Annotated in this window: 25 protein-coding genes and 1 riboswitch; of the genes, 7 read left to right on the top strand and 18 right to left on the bottom strand. The window is 45.5% G+C overall.

What is annotated here, in order from left to right; translation table 11 throughout:
• Positions 1-307: 307 nt before the first annotated feature.
• A complete protein-coding gene (locus LIX84_RS21990; RefSeq protein WP_031780357.1) occupies positions 308-763 on the top strand; it encodes an RNA-binding protein in 456 nt (151 codons plus the stop codon).
• On the opposite strand, the gene murI is transcribed toward LIX84_RS21990, so the two are convergent.
• The 3 genes from murI to btuB are packed head-to-tail and all read right to left on the bottom strand — an operon-like array spanning position 726 to position 4,149.
• Positions 726-1,529, bottom strand: coding sequence for a glutamate racemase (gene murI / locus LIX84_RS21985; protein WP_104974705.1), 804 nt, complete (start codon positions 1,527-1,529; stop codon positions 726-728). The genes LIX84_RS21990 and murI overlap by 38 nt on opposite strands.
• A 40-nt stretch (positions 1,530-1,569) precedes the next feature.
• Positions 1,570-2,253 carry an ATPase gene (locus LIX84_RS21980; protein WP_104974704.1) on the bottom strand — a complete coding sequence of 228 codons (684 nt, stop codon included), beginning with the start codon at positions 2,251-2,253 and terminating at the stop codon, positions 1,570-1,572.
• Positions 2,254-2,313: 60 nt separating this feature from the next.
• Complete coding sequence (btuB, locus tag LIX84_RS21975) at positions 2,314-4,149, bottom strand: TonB-dependent vitamin B12 receptor (protein ID WP_226422169.1); 1,836 nt, start codon at positions 4,147-4,149, stop codon at positions 2,314-2,316.
• A 56-nt stretch (positions 4,150-4,205) separates the two neighbouring features.
• Positions 4,206-4,403, bottom strand: a riboswitch (cobalamin riboswitch).
• 186 nt (positions 4,404-4,589) lie between these two features.
• On the opposite strand from btuB, the gene trmA reads away from it, so the two are divergent.
• Positions 4,590-5,699: a tRNA (uridine(54)-C5)-methyltransferase TrmA gene (trmA, locus tag LIX84_RS21970; RefSeq protein ID WP_033907263.1), complete on the top strand. Its 1,110-nt coding sequence runs from the start codon at positions 4,590-4,592 to the stop codon at positions 5,697-5,699.
• 67 nt (positions 5,700-5,766) lie between these two features.
• On the opposite strand, the gene LIX84_RS21965 is transcribed toward trmA, so the two are convergent.
• Both LIX84_RS21965 and fabR read right to left on the bottom strand, forming a co-directional pair.
• Positions 5,767-6,132 (bottom strand): YijD family membrane protein, encoded by a 366-nt coding sequence (locus LIX84_RS21965; protein WP_005378634.1) that lies wholly within the window; start codon positions 6,130-6,132, stop codon positions 5,767-5,769.
• On the bottom strand, positions 6,132-6,773 hold the full coding sequence (gene fabR / locus LIX84_RS21960) for an HTH-type transcriptional repressor FabR (protein ID WP_005378632.1): 642 nt from the start codon (positions 6,771-6,773) through the stop codon (positions 6,132-6,134). The genes LIX84_RS21965 and fabR overlap by 1 nt, the downstream gene beginning before the upstream one ends.
• Before the next feature lie 263 nt (positions 6,774-7,036).
• On the opposite strand from fabR, the gene sthA reads away from it, so the two are divergent.
• On the top strand, positions 7,037-8,467 hold the full coding sequence (gene sthA, locus LIX84_RS21955) for a Si-specific NAD(P)(+) transhydrogenase (protein ID WP_005389689.1): 1,431 nt from the start codon (positions 7,037-7,039) through the stop codon (positions 8,465-8,467).
• 57 nt (positions 8,468-8,524) lie between these two features.
• Here sthA and dinF read toward each other — a convergent pair whose 3' ends face one another.
• The 3 genes from dinF to lexA all read right to left on the bottom strand — a co-directional run bounded on the left by dinF (position 8,525) and on the right by lexA (position 11,542).
• Positions 8,525-9,874: an MATE family efflux transporter DinF gene (gene dinF / locus LIX84_RS21950; protein ID WP_226422168.1), complete on the bottom strand. Its 1,350-nt coding sequence runs from the start codon at positions 9,872-9,874 to the stop codon at positions 8,525-8,527.
• Positions 9,875-9,929: 55 nt separating this feature from the next.
• The gene (locus tag LIX84_RS21945; protein WP_005378679.1) at positions 9,930-10,724 is read right to left on the bottom strand and encodes a class I SAM-dependent methyltransferase; all 795 of its coding nucleotides are present in this window, start codon (positions 10,722-10,724) and stop codon (positions 9,930-9,932) included.
• A 194-nt stretch (positions 10,725-10,918) separates the two neighbouring features.
• Positions 10,919-11,542: a transcriptional repressor LexA gene (gene lexA, locus LIX84_RS21940; RefSeq protein ID WP_005393778.1), complete on the bottom strand. Its 624-nt coding sequence runs from the start codon at positions 11,540-11,542 to the stop codon at positions 10,919-10,921.
• A 368-nt stretch (positions 11,543-11,910) separates the two neighbouring features.
• On the opposite strand from lexA, the gene plsB reads away from it, so the two are divergent.
• Positions 11,911-14,337, top strand: a complete 2,427-nt coding sequence (gene plsB / locus LIX84_RS21935) for a glycerol-3-phosphate 1-O-acyltransferase PlsB (RefSeq protein ID WP_226422167.1) — start codon at positions 11,911-11,913, stop codon at positions 14,335-14,337.
• Between the two features lie 67 nt (positions 14,338-14,404).
• Here the strand turns inward: plsB and ubiA are convergent, their stop codons facing one another.
• The gene (gene ubiA / locus LIX84_RS21930; RefSeq protein WP_226422166.1) at positions 14,405-15,259 is read right to left on the bottom strand and encodes a 4-hydroxybenzoate octaprenyltransferase; all 855 of its coding nucleotides are present in this window, start codon (positions 15,257-15,259) and stop codon (positions 14,405-14,407) included.
• Positions 15,260-15,799: a chorismate lyase gene (locus tag LIX84_RS21925; protein ID WP_005393781.1), complete on the bottom strand. Its 540-nt coding sequence runs from the start codon at positions 15,797-15,799 to the stop codon at positions 15,260-15,262.
• A gap of 161 nt (positions 15,800-15,960) precedes the next feature.
• Between LIX84_RS21925 and LIX84_RS21920 the strand changes: the two genes are divergently transcribed.
• Complete coding sequence (locus LIX84_RS21920) at positions 15,961-16,371, top strand: flagellar basal body-associated protein FliL (protein ID WP_046874381.1); 411 nt, start codon at positions 15,961-15,963, stop codon at positions 16,369-16,371.
• A gap of 58 nt (positions 16,372-16,429) precedes the next feature.
• Here the strand turns inward: LIX84_RS21920 and glpG are convergent, their stop codons facing one another.
• The 6 genes from glpG to ftsY form a co-directional block, all read right to left on the bottom strand.
• Complete coding sequence (gene glpG / locus LIX84_RS21915) at positions 16,430-17,272, bottom strand: rhomboid family intramembrane serine protease GlpG (protein WP_005393785.1); 843 nt, start codon at positions 17,270-17,272, stop codon at positions 16,430-16,432.
• The gene (gene glpE, locus LIX84_RS21910) at positions 17,272-17,592 is read right to left on the bottom strand and encodes a thiosulfate sulfurtransferase GlpE (RefSeq protein WP_005378691.1); all 321 of its coding nucleotides are present in this window, start codon (positions 17,590-17,592) and stop codon (positions 17,272-17,274) included. Before glpE ends, glpG begins: the two co-directional genes overlap by 1 nt.
• A gap of 493 nt (positions 17,593-18,085) precedes the next feature.
• Complete coding sequence (rpoH, locus tag LIX84_RS21905) at positions 18,086-18,943, bottom strand: RNA polymerase sigma factor RpoH (RefSeq protein WP_005378693.1); 858 nt, start codon at positions 18,941-18,943, stop codon at positions 18,086-18,088.
• A gap of 177 nt (positions 18,944-19,120) precedes the next feature.
• Positions 19,121-20,089: a permease-like cell division protein FtsX gene (gene ftsX, locus LIX84_RS21900; protein ID WP_226422165.1), complete on the bottom strand. Its 969-nt coding sequence runs from the start codon at positions 20,087-20,089 to the stop codon at positions 19,121-19,123.
• Positions 20,079-20,753, bottom strand: a complete 675-nt coding sequence (ftsE, locus tag LIX84_RS21895; protein ID WP_005393800.1) for a cell division ATP-binding protein FtsE — start codon at positions 20,751-20,753, stop codon at positions 20,079-20,081. The genes ftsX and ftsE overlap by 11 nt, the downstream gene beginning before the upstream one ends.
• 22 nt (positions 20,754-20,775) lie before the next feature.
• Entirely contained in the window at positions 20,776-21,972 is a 1,197-nt protein-coding gene (ftsY, locus tag LIX84_RS21890; RefSeq protein WP_226422164.1) for a signal recognition particle-docking protein FtsY, read from the bottom strand.
• Positions 21,973-22,202: 230 nt separating this feature from the next.
• Between ftsY and rsmD the strand changes: the two genes are divergently transcribed.
• A complete protein-coding gene (gene rsmD / locus LIX84_RS21885) occupies positions 22,203-22,802 on the top strand; it encodes a 16S rRNA (guanine(966)-N(2))-methyltransferase RsmD (RefSeq protein WP_012841297.1) in 600 nt (199 codons plus the stop codon).
• A 25-nt stretch (positions 22,803-22,827) separates the two neighbouring features.
• Complete coding sequence (locus tag LIX84_RS21880) at positions 22,828-23,094, top strand: DUF1145 domain-containing protein (RefSeq protein WP_005393805.1); 267 nt, start codon at positions 22,828-22,830, stop codon at positions 23,092-23,094.
• Positions 23,095-23,151: 57 nt separating this feature from the next.
• On the opposite strand, the gene LIX84_RS21875 is transcribed toward LIX84_RS21880, so the two are convergent.
• Complete coding sequence (locus LIX84_RS21875; RefSeq protein WP_005393807.1) at positions 23,152-23,736, bottom strand: YhgN family NAAT transporter; 585 nt, start codon at positions 23,734-23,736, stop codon at positions 23,152-23,154.
• Positions 23,737-23,843: 107 nt separating this feature from the next.
• The gene (locus LIX84_RS21870; RefSeq protein WP_005393809.1) at positions 23,844-24,065 is read right to left on the bottom strand and encodes a YecH family metal-binding protein; all 222 of its coding nucleotides are present in this window, start codon (positions 24,063-24,065) and stop codon (positions 23,844-23,846) included.
• Positions 24,066-24,122 lie beyond the last annotated feature (57 nt).

Here is a 24,122-nt window from a genome sequence, read left to right as displayed (position 1 = left end):
CGAGAGAGTCAAGCATTTTTTCAAATTTCTTTTTCTCTCACTTCCGACTCGCTGTGTGACTTTCGTCTCACTCCGTGTCGGTGGATGCGCAGTATAGGGGGTTGAGAAATTAGTACAAGCGTTTTTTGCAAAAAAACCTTCAACAGGTCATTAGTTAGCCAAAAGCGTGATATTTGCATATTTCTTCGTCACATTTGAGACATATCACAGCAATTGGTTGGAAAAACACCAACCATATACGTAAGATTCATGTGTCTATTCTGTTAATGGACAATCGATCTCTTTATCACTATGTGTAGTAATTAAAATGACGTCTAAAAAAAATCTGATTTTATGTGCTGGGCTGGCCGTCGTTGGGGGAATCGTTTTCTCTCAAGTCACCATCCCACCAGCCTTGAGTTTTCTCATTGGTGTTATCGCTACTGCTTTTTTATTTTCATTTTCTAGCCAGACACCTTCTATTCAATCAACAGACTCGGATCCATCAACTAAAACTCTGTATGTCGGCAACCTTCCTTATAAGGCCAATGAGAGTCACGTTCGCGATTTGTTTGCTGAATATGGACAGGTCTATGCAGTACGCTTAATGAAAGATAAGCGCACTGGAAAAAGAAGAGGGTTTGGTTTTGTCGTGATGGCTGCGGCAGATGCCAAGCCAGCTATCGCTAAACTTAATGAAAAGGAATATATGGAGAGAACGCTAAAAGTGAGAATTGCGAACGATCCTAAACACCCGGATGGTGGTAAACCAGAACAGGATTAAAACCTAGCTTCTTTAAACAAATGTTCAGTGCATCTTCCTGCCAAGGAGTTGCACTGGCATAAATCGACTTACTTCCCTCTTCCGTATCCTCAATTTCATCACTTAATAGTAATGCTTTTACTCGACGTGCAATGGCTGCACCCGAATCAATTAAAGTAACGTCCCCACCCAAAGCTTGATGAATTTCCTCTTTGATTAAAGGGAAGTGAGTACAACCGAGCACCGCAACGTCTACTTTATCGCGAAGCGGAAGCAGGATTTTTATCAGTTCGTCTAGAGAAACGCTGTTGCCTCGCAACTTCTCTTCGGCCATATCCACCAAGCGAGTTGATCCCAACAGCTCAACTGGTTTGCCTTGCGCAAAGTCTCGTATTAATTCGTGAGTATATTGACGTGTTACTGTCGCCGGAGTGGCGATCAGCCCTACCCCTTTTGATGCCAAAAGCGATGCGGGTTTAATCGCAGGGACAACACCAACAACGGGAATAGATAAATTTTCGCGTAGGGAAGGAAGCACTATGGTGCTTGCCGTATTACAAGCAATGACAACAATGTCGACTTGGTGTTCTTCGACTAATGAAGAGACCAGTTGGTTAACTCGTGAAATGAGTACCGCCTGATCGAGCTCACCATAAGGGTAAGCCTGATTATCGAATAAGTATAAGTAGTCAAGCTGCGGCAATAGGCGATGTATCTCTTGGAATACAGAAAGACCACCAACACCAGAGTCAAAAACTAGGACTTTTTTCTTACTTGCTACTCGCACGAGCCTTACCTAAAGAACAGAAACGTTGCGATCATACTGCTTAGATTTGTTTTGGCAATGCTTTAGCATGGTATCTTTGATGGCTGAATCTATCTCCAGATTCTACATCTCGCTTCGTCAGCTCGATATGCCCTTGAAAAGACGGCGAAGACGTGACCAATGTGTGAAATTCACCATTTTCCCCACAGGGATCAATTTGACTTGGTAATGACTCTATTAGGACTTTGTCATACCAGAGACCACACCATTCTGGAGGGAGAACACTTCCGTCGATAGTGATCAACATCGTTTGAATACCACGCTCTATGATTTCCATCGCTAGTTTGTCGCTGCTCTCCCCTAATAGCGGAAAGACGCACTCCCAGCCAGCAGGTTCAATATAGCTGCGTCGGTACTCGGCAATGCCATTGCAAAACATATCGCCAAATGCGACAGCTTCTATATTCAGACCACTACTTTGTAATGCATTAACGATGGTCGATTGATAAATGTCGTTACTCGGAAAGACTTCAGGTAGCTCGATAGTAATGAGCGGAAGCGCAAGTAAGTCTGCTTGCATTTGTACAACCTCAAGCGGAGTTGCTTGGAAAGGGACTTCTTTCCCTACGTAAGTCGTGTACAAACCGACAACTTGATAATTTGGATTCTCGTTAAGGCGCTCAAGCGTTAATGTCGAATCTTTGCCACTGGACCAACTGATCACCACTTGCTTAGGTTTCGTCATTCGATTTTCCATCACAAAAATATTAAAAACCGCCCGAAGGCGGTTTGTGTTCATTCACGATTAGAATTCGTAGCCGACGTTTAGATAGTACGCTCGCTCCGCGGCAGGGTAACCTTTTGCCATCTCATACTCTTCATCAAATAGATTATCGATACGAGCACTAATAGAGGTGGACTCATTCGGATAGTAAGTCACAGCCGTATCAACCAACGAGTAAGAAGAAAGCGCGATATCTTGTGAAGGCCAAGTGCTGTAATCCACATCTGGTCGGTTACCTACGTACTGATAGCTAACCGACCAGTCCACTTTATCGAAGCTCACTAAAGCGTTCCACTTATACATTTCTTTAGCGCGGCGCTGCAACTGATGCCCTTTATCGTCTTCAGCATCTTTGTAATCCGCACTCAACTGGTGCTGCACAATCCCTGTATCAAACTCAGTAACAAGCTCCAAACCTTGGATATGTGTTTCACCATCGACATTCAAATATTTATATGTGGTTGGATGGTAATCGATAAGATTCGTGATTTTATAGTCATAACCCGTTACGGACCAAAAAACGCCTTGGACATCACCGCTGAATGCTAGCTCCCAAGCATCTGACTCTTCCGGCTTAAGATCTTTCTCACCGTATGTTGGGTCATACTGTTGATATAGGTTTGGAGCCTTAAACGCAGTACCAAAAGAAGCTTTAACCCCAAACTCTGGCACAAACTGGTAACCAGCCGCTAAGCTGTAAGTGAACTCACTACCGTATTCTTCGTTATCATCAAGGCGAGCACTGCCCTCAAGCATTGCTTTATCAATACTGGTGGTTGCCATACCAAACAGAGCGCCATTGGTACGATCAAACGTTTTATTCGCACTCTTGTCTTTATAAGACTCATTACGCCAGTCAATACCACCAGCAAACGTCGTATTGTTGTTTAGCAAGTAACTGTTGGTCCACTGGACATTTTGCTGCTCAAGTTCATCTTCAGTACCTGAGTGTTTGCCTTTTGCTTGCTCATAGTTCCAAGACTTCTGTTTCTGTGCCGTTACTTGTAGTTCTGACATCACATTATCAGACTGATACTTACCGCCCAGAGTGGCAGAAAGGTCGTCTTTTTCTGCTTCGTAATAACCGCGACTGCCGTAGCTGCTGTCATATTGATAAACATTTTCGTAAGCACGTAGGTTACCAAATACAGACCACTGGTCATTGAAGTTATGCACGTAACCTAGCAGACCATTCTTTGTATCAAAGCCATGGCGATCGCCGTCATTAACTCCCGGTACAGGACGAACGTTATAACCATCATCACTTTCACTACCAAGCGCGATATTCAGTTGGCCGCTCTCTGTGACTTTAATGCCAGATGCCACACTCAATTCTTGGTAATCTAAGCTACCTAAACCCGCACTTAACTTCGTTCCTTCTTCGTCAGCACGCGCAATGGTGATGATATTGATCACGCCACCAATCGCTTCTGAGCCATAAAGTGACGCACGCGCACCACGCACGTACTCAATACGTTGAACGTAAGTAAGTGGGATTTGGTTAAAGTCCACAGCGCCCTTCGCTGCTCGTGCAAAACGTACGCCATCAACCAGTACTAAAACTTGGTCGGAACTGGTTCCACGAACAAATAAAGACGCTAACTGACCACGACCACCATTTTGTGAAACTTGAATCCCCGTAAGACGACGCAATATATCTGGAAGGGTTTTCGCTTGAATGCGATCGATGTCTTGTCGAGTAACCACTTCGACATCTGCCAACGTACGGCTTTCGGCTTGCTCAAAACGGTTTGCAGTCACAACGATGGTTTCGTCAGTGGAGGTTTCTTGGGCCTGTAGATAAGAGACAGGTGAAAGCAGCGATGCCAAAGTGATCGCCAGTGCGGATTTTCTCATTGTATTGTCCTAAATCGCGTAATTCCTTCCGAGCCCTGTCATCATGACAGTCCAGTGCTTTGGCTCAGTTGCTGGCAGGTATTCGGACTCAAGAGCACGGGTGTACCGCCTACTTGCTCGACTTCCCACATAAACTAATGCAGTGTCTGATGAGCGTTCGTTCTCTTTTACCGCTGCGCGTCAGTTCTGGATTCACACCAGATTCCCATTTCAGCCATCTAGATTGCTAGATAACACCAACTTGAGGCAAATATTATTCAGCTATTGATTATTTGTCCAGCCAATATTGCCCTTATAAGTTGTAACGTTTTGATTGATTTTGCTTTCTACTCTGTCTGTACGCACTATCTTTAAATCAATTCCAGTACAAAACTGGACATCCTATTGAGATTGAATAAAATCTGCGCTCTTAAATTGAATGCACCATAAAAGGTAAGATCATGGCTACTCTTGATGTAAATCCACAACGCTACCAAGAACAACTGGCTGAAAAAGTCGAACGTCTCACGGATATGTTCGCGCCATACAACATGCCAGAACTGGAAGTGTTTGAATCACCAGAGCAGCACTACCGCATGCGTGCTGAGTTCCGTGTTTGGCATGAAGGCGAAGATCTTTACTACATCATGTTCAACCAAGAAACTCGTGAGAAATACCGAGTTGACCAATTCCCTGCAGCAAGCCGTCTGATCAACGACCTGATGCCGCTATTGGTTGAAGCGATGAAAGACAACGACTCGCTACGTCGTAAACTGTTCCAGGTGGATTTCCTATCGACGCTAAGTGGTGAGATTCTGGTTTCACTCCTTTACCATCGCCAACTTGATGAAGAGTGGATTGAAAACGCGAAAGCCCTTAAACAGCGCTTAAATGATGAAGGCTTCAACCTAAACATCATTGGTCGTGCTCGTAAGATGAAGATTGTCCTAGACCGCGACTACGTGATCGAGAAGCTCGATGTAAATGGTCAGAGCTACATCTACCAACAAGTTGAGAACAGCTTCACTCAGCCGAACGGCAAAGTCGCAGAGAAGATGCTGGAATGGGCGGTCGACTGCACCCAAGAAAGCACTGGCGACCTACTAGAACTTTACTGTGGTAACGGTAACTTCTCGCTGGCCTTGGCACAGAATTTCGACCGCGTCCTAGCAACTGAGCTAGCGAAGCCATCTGTGGTATCTGCACAATACAACATCGCCGCCAATAAGATTGATAACGTACAAATCTTACGTCTATCAGCAGAGGAATTTACTCAAGCGATCGAAGGTAAGCGTGAATTCCGTCGTCTACAAGATGCAGGTGTGGATCTGAAGAGCTACAACTGCAACACGATTTTTGTCGACCCACCACGTGCTGGGATGGATGTCGATACTTGTAAAATGGTGCAAGGTTACGAGCGCATCATGTACATCTCTTGTAACCCTGAGACTCTAAAAGAGAACTTGGACATTCTATGCGAAACACACAACGTGACGCGTTTTGCTCTGTTTGACCAATTCCCTTATACCCACCATATGGAAGCGGGCGTGCTATTGGAGCGTAAAGCGTAACCCACCGCGTCAAATACAAAAAAAAGCGAGCTCAATGGCTCGCTTTTTTTAATTTGATTCGTTTTGCTTATTCCGCAGAAGTCTTCTTGCTGACAAAACCTAACTTCTTACCAATCCATGCGAGTAAGATCATTGAAACCATGATCGCAAAGAAGTTTGAGCCTGCTTCTGGGTATTGCGCTTTAATAAACGCAGAGTGGCCAAACGCACCTACGAAGAAACACGCCAAGCCAACTAATGGGATATCTTCTGATACCGGATTATTTAGGTACTCTTGGTAAAGAGCTTGTACAGCCAGTACGAGTGCAATCAATGGGAAGATTGAAAACGATACTTCACTCATGGTCAACCATGACAACAAAGCATCACCACACATACCTGCAACCAGTGCCAAAATCAGCGTTTTCTTTTCAGATTTATTTCCATTCGACATTATTCTATCCCGCCTTTTAATCGGTTACGTTCACGTTCTTTGCGATACCAATAGGCCCCTTTGGCTATCATTCGCAATTGCATGATCAATCGCTCGGCGAGTTCATCGCGCTCACGTCGATCTAAATCTAAAGCTTCAGCCCCCGAACTGAAAACCAAAGTCACAGACGCTTCTGCTTGAGTATACGCCTCTTCTCTGGTCACGCCGGTGCTCATTAAATACTCGGTTAATTCTGCCGCAAAATGCTGGATTTCTCGAGCAACAGCGGTACGAAATTCAGCAGAAGTGCCGGAGCGCTCACGCAACAACAAACGAAAGACGTTCGGACTACTTTCAATGAATTCCATAAAGGTTTCGACCGAGGTACGAATTACGCTACCTTCTTTCACAATACGTTGACGCGCCTGACGCATCAGTTGACGTAGTAGCAAACCGCCTTCATCAACCATGGTTAAGCCTAGCTCATCCATATCTTTGAAGTGACGGTAAAAAGAAGTCGGTGCAATCCCTGCCTCTCGGGCGACTTCTCGCAAGCTAAGGCTGGAAAAGCTGCGATCCGCACTTAATTGACTAAATGCCGCATCGATCAATGATCGACGTGTCTTCTCTTTTTGCTGTGCGCGGATTCCCATCGATTTCATTCTTAACTTGCTCTTTTTCTATAGGGTACAAGGGCCTCAATATAACGCAATTTGCTCCTACGGAGAAAGATATGTTGCTTCACTCGCTCTGAGCGCCGAGAACGTTACTATTGGCATGCATCTAATTGCAATGTTCTCGATGCAATTTATAGACATACAACATACCAAATCATCCTTTTGGTCGATTCTGCGTGATCACTTCCACTCTCTAACAGGCATGACGTGTACCAATAGAGTAAATGAGTTAAAATCGCGCTAAAGCAATGTTAAGCAAATATAACAAGGAAGGCATCATGGCGCATGTTAATCACTATGACGTGATCGTAATCGGTAGTGGCCCTGGCGGAGAAGGGGCTGCAATGGGATTAACCAAAGCGGGACTGAATGTTGCCATTGTCGAGAAAGAAAGCAGTGTCGGCGGCGGTTGTACTCACTGGGGTACTATTCCATCAAAAGCACTGCGTCATGCCGTTAGCCGCATCATCGAATTTAATAGCAACCCGTTATTTTGTCGAAACAACACCAGCGTTCATGCAACATTTTCTGACATTTTAGGTCATGCTAAATCGGTCATTGATAAGCAAACTCGACTTCGTCAGGGCTTTTATGACCGTAACTCATGCACACTTTTGTTCGGAACCGCGCGATTTATCGATAACTACTCAATTGCAGTGATGCAAAGCGACGGCACAGAAGAAATCTATTCAGCGGATAAGTTTGTCATCGCGACGGGTTCTCGTCCGTATCAGCCTAACGACGTTGATTTCTTGCATGAGCGCATCTACGACAGTGATTCCATTTTGAGCCTGAAACACGACCCTCGCCATATCATCATTTACGGTGCGGGCGTTATCGGTTGTGAGTACGCTTCTATCTTCCGCGGTCTTGGAGTGAAAACCGACCTTATCAATACCCGCGACCGCTTGTTGGAGTTTTTAGATAACGAAGTGTCAGATGCGCTGTCTTACCACTTCTGGAACAGCGGTGTGGTAATTCGTAATGATGAGACCTATGAAAAAATCGAAGGCACAGAAGATGGTGTGATTATTCACCTACAATCTGGCAAGAAGATGAAGGCAGACTGCTTGTTGTATGCGAATGGTCGAACAGGTAACACCGATAAGTTGAATTTGGGTGCAGTGGGTCTGGAAGCGGACTCTCGCGGACAACTAAAAGTAAACCGTAACTACCAAACCGATATCGAACACATTTACGCTGTAGGCGATGTCATCGGTTACCCTAGCCTTGCAAGCGCCGCTTATGACCAAGGGCGATTTGTCGCACAAGCCATTACGAAAGGTCAGGCAGAAAACTATCTGATTGATGATATTCCAACGGGTATCTACACCATCCCAGAGATTAGCTCTGTGGGTAAAACCGAGCAAGAGCTAACAGCTGCGAAAGTACCGTATGAAGTAGGACGCTCTTCGTTCAAGCATCTAGCTCGTGCACAGATCGCAGGGAAAGACATCGGCAGCTTGAAGATATTGTTCCATCGTGAAACCAAAGAAATTTTAGGGATTCACTGCTTTGGCGAACGTGCCGCGGAAATTATCCACATCGGTCAAGCCATTATGGAGCAAAAAGGCTCAGCGAATACCATCGAGTATTTCGTCAATACCACCTTCAACTATCCGACGATGGCCGAAGCGTATCGTGTCGCTGCGTTGAATGGTTTGAACCGCTTGTTCTAATCTATGCTTCTTGATAGCAAACAGAAAAACAGCAGGCTTTGACCTGCTGTTTTTATATCAACATTGTGCGAGGAAGGTATCCTTGCGCCATTGGTAGAGAAAGATAACCCCTAAACCAACACCCCGCATCAACATAAAGCTCGTCATTGCAAACCACAGCGCGTGATTTTCCCACTCGGCGAATAAGTAAAAGACAACGAAGAAACTGCTGGTCGCGACAAACATACTATTGCGCATGTCTTTGCCTTTGGTTGCACCGACAAAAATGCCATCCAATAGAAAGCACCACATCGACGCAAGTGGCATCACCACCAGCCAAGGTAGATACACCGCTGCTTGCTGTTGTACAGCCTCAATTGAAGTGATCATGGCGATCAACTGCGACCCCGCCAAACCAAAGAGCGCGGTCAGTCCTAAGCAAATAACCAAACTCCAAAAAAAAGTACCGACAAGCGATGCACTCAATTGTTGCCTATCTTTGGCGCCAATCGCCTTCCCGACCATGGCCTCCATTGCATAAGCAAAGCCATCCATGCCATACGAGATAATCATCAGGAAGCTCATCAGTACCGCATTTGCAGCGACAACCTCATCACCAAAGCTTGCGCCTTGGAACGTCATAAAGCTAAAAGCCGCTTGCAGACACAAAGAGCGTAAGAAAATATCGCGATTCAATTTCACGAAGCGCCCTAACCCGTGTTGAGTGCTGGCTAGCAGCTTTTGAGGTGATGGTAATTGCCTCTCTCGCCAGGTTTTCCAGACACACATGAGACCAAAACCCATGCCTGAATAGTCAGCAATCACCGATGCCAGCGCAGCGCCTTCTACTTTCCACCCCAAACCAATCACAAACAACAAATCGAGAGCAATATTAGTCACGTTGGTGATGATCACCATCCACATTGGTGCTTTGGAATTTTGCGTTCCGAGCAGCCACCCCAACAACACAAAGTTCATTAGCGCAGCGGGGGCACTCCACACTCGGATAGAGAAGTATTGCATGCCGTAGTGCTTCACTTCAGCACTGGCGTCACTCCAACCAAAGATCAAATCAGCAATCGGGTTATGGGCAATAAGAAAGACTAACGCAAACAGCAGCGCCATAAGTGAGCCTTGCATAAACACCAAGGCAAGTTGCTTTCGGTCTTCACCGCCATAGGACTGCGCCGCCAATCCAGTAGTCGACATACGCAAAAAACCAAGCAGCCAAAACGTCACGCTGATCATGGTGCTGCCCAACGCAACACCACCCAAATACCAAGCGTGGTCTAGATGACCAATCACCGCAGCATCGATCAAACCGAGCAATGGAACAGTAATATTCGACAGCACCATAGGTATAGCTAAAGCTAAGACTTGGCGATGAACTTTTGGGTTAGATAAAGGAGAGAAGATTGAATTTGTCACAGGCACCTCATCAGTAAGATCGACGAGTGTACCTGAGCGCTTAACGATTAGCCAATTACCACTTGATGTGAACGAGGACTGGCGTGAGGCGATGCTTCAACATTGGAATCTTATTAAGCCAACGCTGCCAAGCTTTCCAACGAGAACAGAATCTATCGAATGGCGAGAAAGCTTTCACCCATTGTGCCCATGGTAACCATTGCAATATCTGTGCTGCAGGCGCTTCAAAGCCATGAGCATAACGATCAGAGCCAAGCTTTTGTCCCCACTTGGTTTCCGTTAAATCTCCTGCCAGCACCATACACAGTTCAGCAGAGACAAAATGTCGACCCAAGGTTTGAATAAATTTCGCGACTTGACGCTCTGTGCAATCGAGCAGTGCCATTTCACATAAAATGAGTACCGGTGCTTGCTCTGGAATGGCTAACGTCTCTAGCCACGACATTTCATCCACACTGCCACAGCGATGTTCATAACGTTCATTTTTGTGGAACAAGCGCTGACGCCATACCAAATTTTCCGTCACATCCAGCTCTATCCAATGGCAGCGTCCATTATCCAAACGATAAAAGCGGGTATCCAGCCCAGCTCCGACATTGATAATCCAAGCATCGGGATACTGCTGTAAGAAGTGACTAACCTGCTGGTCACAAAGCTGAGTCAGCGTCACGTGCAGCAATTGCTTCTGCGCAATATCACCACTCAAACAATCCGGCGCCATCTTACAGCTCAAACACGCTTTAGCAGCTATCGGATCATACACCAAGCCATTGTCGACCATGCTTTCACGGCTACGCAATAACAGTGGTTTTAATAAATGGTTAGGAACTTGATGTTTAGACTGAGACATGGGCATTTCCTGCGCCAGAGAGAAAACATAGACATTAATAAAGATGACAATGAATATCAATTACATTATCAAGCTTATAAATTGCTCAAAACAAACAAGGTCAAGATGATAAGCAAGCTTTTGGAGGAAGTAGAAAAAGAGAAAAGAAGAGAAAAGACAAAACAGCCCAGATGAACTGGGCTGCTTAAACACACTTACATCCAATCGGTATTACGAATAATACCAACGGCTAAGCCTTCAATCGTAAGGTGCTGAGACGTTAAGTCCACTTGAATTGGGGCAAACTCTTCATTCTCAGCATGCAGTAATATGGTTGAACCTTTGCGCTCTAAACGCTTTACTGTCACATCATCATCAACACGCGCAACGACAACTTGACCGTCTCTCACGTCTTGGGTCTTATGCACCGCGAGCAAGTCACCATCCATAATCCCGATGTCTTTCATACTTTCGCCATTTACACGAAGTAAGAAATCCGCTTGCGGTTTGAACATCGCAGGATCGACTTGGTAATGCGCTTCTACGTGTTCCTGAGCCAATATGGGCTCACCCGCAGCAACTTGACCAATCAAAGGCAAGCCCTGTTCGTCATTAGCGGCAGAGTCATCAAGTAGGATACGAATCCCACGCGATGCACCTGGGATAATTTCAATTGCTTGCTTACGAGCAAGCGCTTTTAGGTGTTCCTCTGCGGCATTCGCAGAGCGGAAGCCAAGCTCACGCGCAATCTCTGCACGAGTTGGTGGCATTCCGGTGTCATCGATTTTACTTTTGATCAAATCGAAGACTTGTTGTTGGCGTGGCGTTAACGGCTTCATGTCTCACCTGTCTTTTTATACAGTTAACTGTGAGTATATCCAGTAAATGCTCAAATGAAAACCCAATTGGTTGTTTTTTAATTTATTTGTGGAGTGCACTTCGTTTGCTGCCTAAGTTCATTATTCATGCGTTTAAAACACCGCCTTTTCAGTTAATCAAAGTAAAGCAACAACTTAGGAGTTCGACTAATTTACAGCCAATAAAATTAAAAGGTTTGACCAGTTTCTGGTATCCTTGCTGCGCTTAAATTTTATCGCCTAGGCTTATTTCTATTGCCGTACTCATTTCTTTTTCTATAGAAGAGATGCAAAGCGGACACTGAAATAAGGTTAGGCCTGTTTGAATACCTATTGAGGCTGTGAACTTTATGTCTTCTGGACAATCATTTTCACGTTCATTACTAAAACTACCTTTATCGGTACTGGTAAAGGGCACCACAATCCCGTCGAACCCGATTGAAGATCTGAATATCGACCTCGCTAAGCCGATTGTATATGCCCTACCGTTCCGCTCGAACGTGGATTTGCTGACACTGCAAAAACAAGCCATGAGCCTTGGTCTGCCTGACCCGCTCAGTCCGCTGGAAATCAATGGCAAAACGCTGAACCGTTTCGTCTTTATCGCTGCGCGTCCAACTGTGATGAACAACGATAATGATGTCCCAACCGACTCTGTCTCTCTGTTCACAGACTTACTGGAACTGCATAAGCTGGATAGTGAGTTGGACGTTCAAATGATCCCTGCAACCGTGCTTTGGGGTCGTAAACCAGGTAAAGAAGAAAACCAAAAGCCTTATCTTCAGCCAATGAATGGCCCGCAAAAGGCGAAAGCGGTAATGGCAGCAGGACGCGACTGCTTGGTTCGCTTTAGTCCCGTGGTATCTCTGCGTTATATGGCAGACTCTCACGGTACCGACAGCGCAATTGCGCACAAATTGGCTCGCGTGGCGCGTATCCACTTCTCTCGCCAAAAACTGGCTGCTTCAGGACCAAACCTGCCACAACGCCAAGTGTTGTTTGCTCGTTTACTAAAATCTCCAGCTATTGAACTGGCGATCGCTGACGAAGCCAAGAGCAAAAACATCTCGATTGATAAGGCACGTAAAGAAGCCCACGACATCATGGATGAAATCGCCGCCGACTTCTCATATGGTCTAGTGAAAAACGGCGACCGCATCCTGAGTTGGTTATGGACCAAGCTGTACCAAGGGTTGCACATCAATAACGCCTCAACGGTGCGTCGTTTAGCGCAAGACGGCCACGAAATTGTGTACGTTCCGTGTCATCGTAGTCACATGGACTACCTACTGTTGTCTTACGTTTTATACCATGAAGGCATGGTGCCTCCGCACATTGCGGCAGGCATTAACCTGAACTTCTTCCCGGCCGGTCCTCTTTTCCGTCGCGGTGGGGCATTCTTTATTCGTCGTAGTTTTAAAGGTAACAAACTGTACTCAACCATTTTCCGCGAGTATCTAGCTGAGCTGTTTGCCAAAGGCTATTCAGTCGAGTACTTCAGTGAGGGTGGTCGTTCACGTACAGGTCGCTTACTGCAAGCGAAAACGGGTATGCTGGCTATGACTATCCAAGCAATGCTACGTGGTCTAAACCGCCCAGTAACACTAGTGCCGGTCTACATCGGTTACGAGCACGTAATGGAAGTAGGCACTTACGCGAAAGAGCTGCGTGGCAAACGCAAAGAGAAAGAAAACGCAGGGCTTGTACTGCGTACTCTGCGTAAACTGCGTAACTTTGGTTTGGGCTATGTGAACTTCGGTGAGCCAATTCAGCTCAACCAATACTTGAACGAGCATGCTCCTGAGTGGACGAAAGACATCGACAGCATGGGTGGTAACAAACCACAGTGGATGAATCCTGTGGTGAACGACCTTGCTAATAAGATGATGACGCACATCAATGATGCGGCGGCGGCAAACGCATTGACCTTGTGTGCAACCGCACTGCTTGCTTCTCGTCAACGTGCACTTTCTCGTGACTCGCTGATCAATCAGATTGAGTGTTACTTAAAGCTACTCAAAAGCAACCCGTACTCAAGCACCTCCACTATCCCTACCGAAAGTGCTGAGGAGTTGGTCGATCATGCGATTTCACTTGATAAGTTCGTGATTGAAACCGATAGCATGGGTGACATCATTTCGCTGGATCGTAGCCAATCGATCCTGATGACCTACTACCGCAACAACATCATCCACTTGTTTGCTCTGCCATCATTAATTGCTCAGATGATCATTCGTCAGCGCAACCTTTCGGTAGAAAAGATTCAAGCGAATGTCGCGCAAATCTACCCATTCTTGAAGAAGGAGCTGTTTTTAAGCTATCAAGAAGACGAGTTGGATGAATTGGTCGTTAAAACACTGCATGAGTTTGCCGATCAGAAAATGATTAGCCTCGATGGTGATAAGCTGGAGATCAATCAGTCGAACAACCAGCCTTTGGTTCTGCTAGGTCGTACAATCACGGAAACACTGCAGCGCTACTCTATCGCGATGAACTTGCTTGTTGCTTACCCAGAGCTCGGTAAATCGGACCTAGAACAGAAGAGCCAAGATATTGCTCAACGTTTAGGACGCTTACACGGTATTAATGCGCCAGAATTCTTCGATAAAGGTGTGTTTACCGCTATGTTCAATACACTCAAACAGCAAAAATACCTCGATAACGATGGTAACTGTGACACGAAGAAAACGCAGCAATTTGCACGATTACTATTCACTCTGCTTTATCCAGAAGTGAAACTGACGATCGAAGAGAGTATTCATCAACTTCAGTCGTAACCGTTTTACCTTCTTCCAAAATAAGAAAAAAGGCATCCAATCGGATGCCTTTTTGCTATTTCTTCGCTTACCAAAATGCGACCAATAACCCTATCGCTATCACCATGCCAACATAGTTGTTGTTGAGGAAAGCCTTAAAGCACAACTCCCGCTCGCGGTGACGAATTAAGTGCTGCTGATAAACAAACAACGACGCTGCAATCAAAAGGGTCCAGTAGTAACTTTGCCCCAATTGGTAGAACTGCCCTAACCAAACCAACATCGCGAGCGTAATCAGTTGCAATACCCCAATGATGAGTTTGTCATGACGACCAAACAAAATTGCCGTCGATTTAATGCCAACCTTTAAATCATCATCGCGATCGACCATCGCATACTGAGTATCATAAGCTATGGTCCATAAAGCGTTAATCAGAAACACAAACCAAACTATCAGTGGTAGCTCCCCGGTTTGTGCAGCCCACGCCATTGGAATTGCCCAGCTAAACGCCAAGCCTAAAAAGAGCTGTGGAATATGAGTGTAACGCTTCATAAATGGATAAATGAACGCCAACACGATGCCAGCGAAGGATAGCTGAATCGTCAACGGATTCATGGTCAGCACTAACAAGAATGAGCTGATACCCAAAACCAAAAATAATCCAATCGCTTCTTTTGCTGTCACTTTCCCTGATGGCAGTGGGCGTTGCTTGGTACGTTTTACATGGCCGTCGACTTTGCGGTCAGCAAAATCATTAATCACGCACCCCGCGCTACGCATTAGGAATACACCCAATACAAACACGATAAATACATCCCAACTCGGCATCCCTTGGGCTGAGATAATTAGCGCCCAAATCGTTGGCCACATCAGTAATAGTGAACCAATTGGGCGATCCATGCGCATCAGTTGCCAATATGCTTTGGCTTTTTCTGCGGACATTTACACTGTCTCCTTAGCGTAAACTGGTGAATTAGATAAGAATAACTCGGCGACCAGCATCGGTTTGTGATTCATCCACAACCTTGAGCGTCGCGCTAACAAACGTCCTTCTGGTACGGCTACCCATCCCATTTGCAAAGAGTCTCGCTCAACGTTGTCTGCGCTGAACACTGTTAGTCCTAATGGGATATCCCCTTGTTGAGCCAAATCATACTGCTGATCAACTAAGGTTGAGCGAGGAATTAATGTCCGTCCGATAACCCAGTTATCATTGTCACCACACAAAATTACCTCTCGCAGTAAGCAATCTTGTTCGGACAATAACTGGCTTTCGTCCTGTTTTAACGTCGCCGCAGTGACGATCTGATTTTGTAGCAATTCTACCGTTAATGCTTGGCAGTGTTGCTTTAAACGACGTGACAAAGACCCTTGCTCTTCAAGCCAGTGCTTGGCAAATTCATTTGGAAATTCGAATTCTTCGGGGTTTTGCCACTCTACTTCCAATAAAGAAGCAAGATAGAGTGATGTTGGCTGATTCATACTAGTATTCAATTGGAGGCTTTATGCGTACAATAAAGCAACAACTTACCGTCCATAGTAATGTATGTAACCGTAAGTTCCGTTATTTGTTATAGACGGCCCATTGTATCAAGACTGAAGCGATTCGAATATCGCGATCCAGAGAAAGAAAAGTTAGAAATATGTACAAACGTTATATAGCCCAAATTATTTTTGCGTTAACCATACTGTTCGCCGCACCAAGTTGGGCTGAAACGGAAGAAGCTGGACCTAAGTTGGCATACTTTACCCTTGAGCCTGATCTCACTACTAACTTTTACACCAAAGGCAAAAAGTTAGGTTATGTGCAAGTGCGCATCGACATCATGGTAATGAGCCAACAAGATTTATCGATTGTTGAGCATCACCAACCTTTGATTCGCGATGCAGTGATTGAATTACTGGGTAAGCAAACAGAAGATACGATTAAGTCCCTTTCTGGCCGAGAAGATCTGCGCAAAACCTTAGTGACGACCCTCAACGAAACACTTTTGCCCGAAACAGGTAAAACCATCATTGCCGATTTGTTGTTTACAAAATACCTTTACCAATAAACCCAAATCGTTTTGAACATAAAAAAGACCGCTCTTGAGCGGTCTTTTCATTTCAGCTTTAGGCTTGCTGTTGGTATTTCATCTTGCCTGAATCAAACAGCGCAATCGCCATCCCCGACAGTAAACCCACTAAGTGAGCGGTGTTTGCAATCGCCATGAACGGCTGCACAAAACCAAGAACTAACCATACCAACATAAAAACGATGATTGGCTTGGGTAGCGTAAGGCCTAAATGTGGCAAGCGGTAACCCAATATCCACAAATAGCCAAGCAGTGCATAGACCACGCCAGACAAGCCACCGAAGTTTGCCCCTTCAACATAGAATTGGCCAGCCCCAGAAAGCGCTGCTGATACTACAAAGAGTTGCAATAGCTTACCGGAACCGAGACGACGTTCGATGTCGCCCCCCAACTGCCACCACCATAGTAAGTTGAACACGATGTGAGTCACTGAAAAGTGCAGTAACGCATGGCTTAGCCATCGCCACACTTGCCATTGTTGCCCCTCAAAAGCCGGGAAGTGCAACAACTTAAACACGCCATTGCCAAAGCCAAACATTTGTAACAAGTAGATGATGGTACACACCGTCATGATCAGCAAAGTCATTGGGCCTGCTTTTGCTTTGACCATGCTCATGATACTCGGGCTAGAATAATGAAAGGTGCTCTTGCGAGTATCGGCAACGTCCCACGAGGCGGCGCTGTATTTTGAATCAGATGGGTTAGCGAGGAACTGCTTAAGTTCCGCTTCCGCTTCTATTTCATGCTGGCTATCAGTCAGCCACAGCGCAAATTGCCCGTCTCCTTCTGGCATCATTTCGATGTCAATTTGGCGAGAGGCCATATAATCAATAAAGGCTTGCGCCATACGTGGATTATTTAACGTTACCAATCTCTTCATTAACTTCTCACTATCGGTAGTTCTGCTCGGTGCCAGGCTTCAAAGCCACCATCCACACTGTACACCTGTTCAAAGCCTTGGTTAACTAAATATTGTGCGGCACCTTGGCTACTAATGCCGTGGTAACACATCACCAGAATGGGTTGTTCGAACTCCACTTCATCCATAAACGCAACGATCGTATCGTTGGTTAAGTGATACGCGGACTCCGCATGCGCAACGGCAAACGATTGAGGGTCACGGATATCTACAAGCTTCGCATCACCCTGCTCGAGCAGCGCTTGCGCACCTTGTACATCGATATGCTTAAACTGATCCATTTACTTTCTCATTGTCTTATTAATATACCCAAGCAACCTCGAACCTAACGTACTAATCAGCACCCGAGGTACAGCATAAAATCTATATTTGAAGCCGCTTGGGTATACTGCCGCTATTGTAACCTATCCAACGGCAAACTTAGACACATGGATAATCAGGGTTTTAAAAAGTGTACACATTCCAACCATTTGTGGATAAAGCTGTGAATTGCGTTGATAAAGTATATTTGGATCTTTTGATCCACAATATGTAGTGATGATCCTGATCTAACTGTGTGTATATATATAACTATCCCCAGATGGAAAAGTGCTTGAATCCCTTATTTTGTCCGGGTTTCGAACAGTTGATAAATAATTACTTCACAGAGTTATACACAGGTAGCACATAAAATCCGGATCGCAAACGCTATCGATTTTCGATCGACAATAAAAAAGCCGAGATCACATGATCTCGGCTTTCTATGAAAATCTTACTTTCAATTAGCAGTGGAAATTAAAATTCACCCACGGCCAATTTTAGTTTCTTCATTGCGTTTTTTTCTAGCTGGCGAATACGCTCGGCAGAAACACCGAACTCATCAGCTAAGTCTTGCAATGTTGCTTTCTCATCATCTAACCAACGAGAACGCACGATGCGCTGACTACGCTCATCCAAACTCGCTAATGCATGACCCAAGCGGTTGTTGGTGTGCATTTCCCAGTTTGCAGCTTCGATGTTGTCAGCCACATCAGACGATTTGTCTTCTAAGTACAGCATCGGCGCTGTGTAAGCGTTTGAGCTGTCGTCTTCATCAGTTGGCATATCAAAGGTTGAATCCACCGCAGCTAAGCGTGATTCCATCTCGCGAACTTCAGAAGGCTCAACACCTAACTCACGCGCAACGGTTTCGACTTCACCGTTGTTAAACCAACCCAAGCGCTTTTTCGACTTACGCAGGTTGAAGAACAATTTACGTTGCGCTTTAGTGGTCGCAATTTTCACGATACGCCAGTTACGTAGCACGTATTCGTGGATCTCTGCTTTGATCCAGTGGACAGCGAAAGACACCAAGCGAACCCCTACTTCTGGGTTAAAACGCTTAACGGCTTTCATTAGACCGATGTTACCCTCTTGCACAAGGTCCGCCATTGGCAAACCGTAGCCAGAGTAACCACGAGCAACGTGAACAACGAATCGTAGGTGCGAAAGAATTAGACCTTTTGCAGCCTCAATCTCACCTTTGTAGTGTAATCGTTCTGCCAGCTCACGCTCTTCGTCTGCAGTCAGCATTGGGTAACTGTTTACTGAGCGAATATAGCTATCAAGGCTATCTTGCGTGACTAGAGCCATCGGATACGCTTCTTTTGTCATTCAATTCCTCATCAATCTCTGATCTGGAGCATTACATTGCAAATTTAGCTTCGATATCTTGAACTCAAAATGAACAAGTTTCAAGAAGGGGAAGCAATTATCCATAAACATTCGGTCTAAACAAGGGATCCAGATTAGCTAGTGCTAATAAAATCCAAGTAGTAAGACCTTCATCACTTAAACTGGTTCAATTTCTTTTAAATGTCGTTGCGCAGAAAAGCGCGCCGCAATGCATCCCAAAAGACTACCAATGATGATTAATAGCAAAGATTCATCCCAGCTTAGACCAATCAGGCGAAACTGGCTGTCGTACAACGCAGCAAGATCTTCCACCGCACTATTCATAACAATGGTCACTAAAGCCGTTACCAACCACGCGATGGTGGCACCTAATACGCCAAACCACATACCCGTGTACAAATAAGGGCGCAGAATAAAACTGTCCGTCGCACCGATCAGTTTCATGGTTTGAATCTCTTCTTTATTCGCCAGCACATTAAATCGCAACGTGTTGCCAACGATTAAAAATACCGCACCGAGCATCAACACTGTCAGAGTAATGACAATAATACTCGCGAGAGTTTTGATCGCATCAAGACGCGCCAGCCAGTCTTCGTCAAGTCTCACATCGGTCACGTCTTGTTGATCTCGAACGTCTTTGGCTAATGACTGAATATCACTTTTTAGCTCCGAGGCTGGCGTAATCACCAACACACCGGGTAGCGCATAGCCACTTAAAAGGCTGATAGCCTGATCGAATCCTGCATATTGGCTCAAATCAGACAGACCTTGTTGCGGTGAAATATATTCTACTTCTTTTACCAAAGGCCAAGTTTCAATTTGATCTTTGAGAACCATCACACGTGCATCCGGCATGCCTTCTACTAAGTAAGCACTAACTTGCGAGGGAGATGCCACATCTTCCGCGGCACCCGCGACGTTTTTCCCCAGTAGATACAAACAAGCTGGCATAGCAAGTGCCATTGAAATCACGGCTAGGGTCAGGATATTACCTAAAGGTCGTTGCCATAAGGCGCTAAAAGAGGATTTTGCTTGTTTTGCATGGACAGAGAAAAAACCATCGGTATTTGCACGCTTGGCACTGCGGCCTTTCCCCTTCTTTTGGGAGTGCTTGTTACCTGCCATAGTCTTCTACCTCACTTAGGAAGCCTTGGTTTAATTCAAAATGACGATACTGTGGGCGAGTGTTTACTAACCCCACATCGTGCGTGGCGAGTAAGATGGTCACTCCCGCACGATTAAATTCTTCGAATAGACGCAACACACGGTTGGATAATTCTGGGTCAAGGTTACCTGTCGGCTCATCAGCCACCAGCAACGTTGGTCGATTGACTACGGCACGAGCAATACCGACGCGTTGTTGCTCACCACCAGAGAGTTGGCTCGGCAGGCAACGAGCCTTATCAAGCAAGCCCGTTTTATCTAACGCCGCAGAAACGCGGCGTTTGATTTCGTTTTCAGAAATCGATTCGATGCGCATTGGCAGAGCGACATTGTCGTATACGCTGCGATCCATCAATAGACGATGATCTTGAAAAACAATCCCAATATTGCGGCGCAAAAAAGGGATGTCTTTGCTTGGAATACGCGTGATGTCGTGGCCATTAAAATGGATTTTGCCATCGGTTGGTCGCTCTATCGCGCAGATCAATTTCAGCAAGGTACTTTTACCAGCCCCGGAATGTCCGCCTAAAAACGCCATTTCACCGCGCCTCAGGTGAAAATCGACTTTTTGCAGTGCTTGTCGACCACCTCGGTAAGCTTTGCTTACTTGCTGAAATTTGATCACCGTTGATTTCCTCTAACTCTTTTTATTCTTCACGACTAAACAGTGCGTCAATAAACTCTTGAGTTTCAAATGGATGCAAGTCTTCGATACCTTCACCCACACCGATGTAACGAATTGGAATACCAAACTGGTCAGCAATAGCGAAAATTACGCCGCCCTTGGCTGTACCATCCAGCTTAGTCAAAGTAATCCCGGTTAGAGGGGCAACATCACTGAAAAGTTTCGCTTGGCTAATGGCATTTTGTCCTGTACCTGCGTCAAGCGTTAGCATGATCTCATGTGGTGCTGAGTCATCAATTTTCTTCATCACACGTACAATCTTACGCAGCTCTTCCATTAGGTTCGCTTTGTTCTGTAGACGACCCGCTGTATCAGCAATCACAACATCCACACCACGTGCTTTTGCCGCTTCAATCGCATCATAGATAACAGAAGCACTGTCTGCGCCAGTATGTTGAGCAATCACAGGAACATTATTACGTTCACCCCACACTTGCAGCTGCTCAACCGCTGCGGCACGGAAAGTATCGCCCGCTGCAAGCATCACTTTTTTGCCTTGAGTTTGGAACTGCTTGGCAAGCTTACCGATGGTCGTGGTTTTACCCACGCCATTTACACCCACCATTAAGATGACGTAAGGCGTTTTGTTGCTGTCGATTTCTAGTGGCTGTTCGACTTTAGAAAGAATCTCAGCCATTTCTTCTTTCAACAAACCATAAAGGGCTTCGCCGTCTTTCAGATCGCCACGTGTGGCTTTTTCTGTCAGGTTGTTGATAATTTTTGTTGTGGTATTCATGCCCACATCAGCAATAAGCAGTTGCTCTTCTAGCTCTTCAAATAAGTCTTCATCGATTTTCTTACCGCTGAACAGACCGAAGAAGCCAGCACCGATGTTTGCTTTTGTGCGGCTTAGACTGCGTTTGAGGCGAGCAAAAAAGCTCTCTGTTGGCTTTTCTTGTTCTTGAACGCGAGGTGCAGCAGGCTCTTCTGCTTCTGCTTCTGCTTCTGCTTCTGCTGGGGCAGCCTCTGATTGTTTCGCTTCTTCTTCAAGTTCTGGCGTTGCTTCCGCTTGCTCAGCAGCCGCGTCGGTTTGCTGCTCTTCAGAAGGCGCTTCCACTGCTTCTTCTTTTACTGTTTCTTCAGTTTTTGGTTTTGGGCTTTGTTCTTCGTCACCAAAACCTAGCCACGAAAGTAATCCGCGCTTCTTTTTTTCCGTCATCTGGGGCTATCCTAGATTGTTCTTTTATCTATTAATGACTCTTTTTTGACAAGATTATTATCTGTCTAAAAAAGGCTAATGACAAAGTTCTGAAAACTTTCCGATTAGGTAATTCTAATCTTATTAGTGTTACACTCTGTCATCTTGAATATTCTGGGCTGTATCCAAGCTCCAAGCTCACTGCTTGGGCGATTAGATATAGTATCACTTTATTAGCGGTCAAAAAATCTATGGTAAGACGTCGCCAGCAAAACTCATCACAAAAAAAGCCAACAACGGGCTTTGTTCGCATTATTAGTGGCTTATGGAGAGGCAGAAAACTTCCTGTACACGATGCTGAAGGCTTACGCCCCACGACAGATCGCGTCAAAGAAACGCTGTTTAACTGGTTGGCACAAGATGTGCCGCAGGCAAAATGTCTCGACTTGTTTGCTGGCTCTGGCGGCTTGGGATTTGAGTCAGCTTCGCGCCAAGCAGAGCAAGTGACCATGGTCGAGCTGAACCCACAAGCTTTCCAACAGTTACAGAAGAATGTGGCGTCTCTCAACGCGAACAACATCCAAGTAGTGAATACCGACGCACTGAGCTTTTTAAAACAGCCGGGTACTGCGCACCATGTGGTGTTTATTGACCCACCGTTTCGTAAGGGACTATTGGATGAAACCGTGGCTCTGCTAGAACAAAATGGCTGGCTCGCGGAAGATGCGATGATTTATATTGAAACAGAAAAAGAACTCAATATTGCCGACTTACCAGAAAACTGGCAATTACATCGAGAAAAAACAGCAGGCCAAGTGAGCTATCGTCTGTATGAACGTACCTCCGCATAACGCCTCGATTTAAAAGGACACTTAAATGAAAGCATTAATTCTGCTGGCCAAAGCGGCTATCGCCTTTGTTTGGTTAGTATTGATCCTCAATATCTTTATGCCGTTTCCCGGTAATGCCGCGATTGCGCTGTACATCATGACCGCTTTTTTGTTCATCATGCACGGTTTACAAATGGCCATCTTCATTGGCGCATTTGGCGACAAAATTAAAATGAGCAGTTGGGAAAAATATTCCATCCTGATCTTTGGTATTTTTGCCCTGCTCGATATTCGTCGTAAACACATGATGTAATCGCCCAAATACTAAAAAGCCGCTCTCAAGAGCGGCTTTTTTATTGCGTTTATTCCGTCACCCAAGATAACTCTTAACACCATCCAAAAACATTTGAGTGGAGATCATCACCAGCAACAAGCCCATTAAACGCTCTACCGCTTTTAGACCACGCTCTCCCAACAAACGATTAAAGAAGCCATAAAACATTAGAATAAAAAATGTTGCGCCCCAGGCAATCACAACTGACGCGGACATTTCCAACATTTTTTCTGGATGCTGTGAAGATAGCAAAAGCAATGCTGCAATCACTGAAGGGCCCGCGATCATAGGAATGGCCATCGGAACAATAAAGGGCTCCTCGCCTGCCGCCAGTCCAGTGATGCTACCAGCACTCGGAAAGATCATCTTAATCGCGATAATGAAGAGAATAATGCCACCTGAAATGCTGAGCGTTTCTGGCTGGACATGCAAAAAACTTAAGATGCTTTGTCCTGCAAACAGAAACAACATCAAGATTAGTAAGGCAAACAGTAGTTCACGAATCAATACCTTACGGCGACGCTTAGGATCGATGTGCTTGAGAATAGACAACACAATCGGCAAATTACCGAGAGGGTCCATGATTAGAAACAGCATGGTCGCTGCAGAAAGAATGTCCATATTCTGGCCTCACCTAAAAAATGGCGGCCAGTGTATAGCAAACTGACAACGTGAGTACATGGCTGAGGGCGAAAACAGCATATTCACCCTCGCATCATAGCCGCCGCTTAGTGATTGCAGACACGCGCCATATTGACCACAAACTTACCTTCAAGCTCACGGATTTTGTCGCGCTTGAGCAAAAATGCTAGCAATGCATCTAAGTCTAGATCATTCAGTTTACAGGTGTGAAAGCGAACGGTGTTGCCAAAGTGCTGTGCCAGCGCTTCGCGATCCATTGGCGTTTCTCGAAGTAGGTTTAGCAGCTCGTGGGCATGGATTTCACTCATTATTGACTCCAGTCATCAAGAACAATACGTCCAGTTTACTGAAATCTTCGGGAGCTG

It is taken from the genome of Vibrio sp. E14, assembly GCF_020515785.1.
Taxonomy (GTDB): Bacteria; Pseudomonadota; Gammaproteobacteria; order Enterobacterales; family Vibrionaceae; genus Vibrio; species Vibrio diabolicus.
This window is presented reverse-complemented; position numbering and strand designations above follow the sequence as displayed.

Bases quoted from the DNA above. Each gene is read 5' to 3' on its own strand.
- LIX84_RS21945 (WP_005378679.1), bottom strand. From the start codon at position 10,724: ATGTCTCAGTCTAAACATCAAGTTCCTAACCATTTATTAAAACCACTG.
- rsmD (WP_012841297.1), top strand. From the start codon at position 22,203: ATGGTAAGACGTCGCCAGCAAAACTCATCACAAAAAAAGCCAACAACG.
- ftsX (WP_226422165.1), bottom strand. From the start codon at position 20,089: ATGGCAGGTAACAAGCACTCCCAAAAGAAGGGGAAAGGCCGCAGTGCC.
- LIX84_RS21875 (WP_005393807.1), bottom strand. From the start codon at position 23,736: ATGGACATTCTTTCTGCAGCGACCATGCTGTTTCTAATCATGGACCCT.
- sthA (WP_005389689.1), top strand. From the start codon at position 7,037: ATGTTAAGCAAATATAACAAGGAAGGCATCATGGCGCATGTTAATCAC.
- ubiA (WP_226422166.1), bottom strand. From the start codon at position 15,259: ATGTCCGCAGAAAAAGCCAAAGCATATTGGCAACTGATGCGCATGGAT.
- LIX84_RS21925 (WP_005393781.1), bottom strand. From the start codon at position 15,799: ATGAATCAGCCAACATCACTCTATCTTGCTTCTTTATTGGAAGTAGAG.
- lexA (WP_005393778.1), bottom strand. From the start codon at position 11,542: ATGAAGCCGTTAACGCCACGCCAACAACAAGTCTTCGATTTGATCAAA.
- fabR (WP_005378632.1), bottom strand. From the start codon at position 6,773: ATGAAATCGATGGGAATCCGCGCACAGCAAAAAGAGAAGACACGTCGA.
- LIX84_RS21870 (WP_005393809.1), bottom strand. From the start codon at position 24,065: ATGAGTGAAATCCATGCCCACGAGCTGCTAAACCTACTTCGAGAAACG.
- btuB (WP_226422169.1), bottom strand. From the start codon at position 4,149: ATGAGAAAATCCGCACTGGCGATCACTTTGGCATCGCTGCTTTCACCT.
- glpG (WP_005393785.1), bottom strand. From the start codon at position 17,272: ATGAAGAGATTGGTAACGTTAAATAATCCACGTATGGCGCAAGCCTTT.
- LIX84_RS21980 (WP_104974704.1), bottom strand. From the start codon at position 2,253: ATGACGAAACCTAAGCAAGTGGTGATCAGTTGGTCCAGTGGCAAAGAT.
- plsB (WP_226422167.1), top strand. From the start codon at position 11,911: ATGTCTTCTGGACAATCATTTTCACGTTCATTACTAAAACTACCTTTA.
- glpE (WP_005378691.1), bottom strand. From the start codon at position 17,592: ATGGATCAGTTTAAGCATATCGATGTACAAGGTGCGCAAGCGCTGCTC.
- ftsY (WP_226422164.1), bottom strand. From the start codon at position 21,972: ATGACGGAAAAAAAGAAGCGCGGATTACTTTCGTGGCTAGGTTTTGGT.
- LIX84_RS21990 (WP_031780357.1), top strand. From the start codon at position 308: ATGACGTCTAAAAAAAATCTGATTTTATGTGCTGGGCTGGCCGTCGTT.
- LIX84_RS21880 (WP_005393805.1), top strand. From the start codon at position 22,828: ATGAAAGCATTAATTCTGCTGGCCAAAGCGGCTATCGCCTTTGTTTGG.
- rpoH (WP_005378693.1), bottom strand. From the start codon at position 18,943: ATGACAAAAGAAGCGTATCCGATGGCTCTAGTCACGCAAGATAGCCTT.
- LIX84_RS21965 (WP_005378634.1), bottom strand. From the start codon at position 6,132: ATGTCGAATGGAAATAAATCTGAAAAGAAAACGCTGATTTTGGCACTG.
- trmA (WP_033907263.1), top strand. From the start codon at position 4,590: ATGGCTACTCTTGATGTAAATCCACAACGCTACCAAGAACAACTGGCT.
- LIX84_RS21920 (WP_046874381.1), top strand. From the start codon at position 15,961: ATGTACAAACGTTATATAGCCCAAATTATTTTTGCGTTAACCATACTG.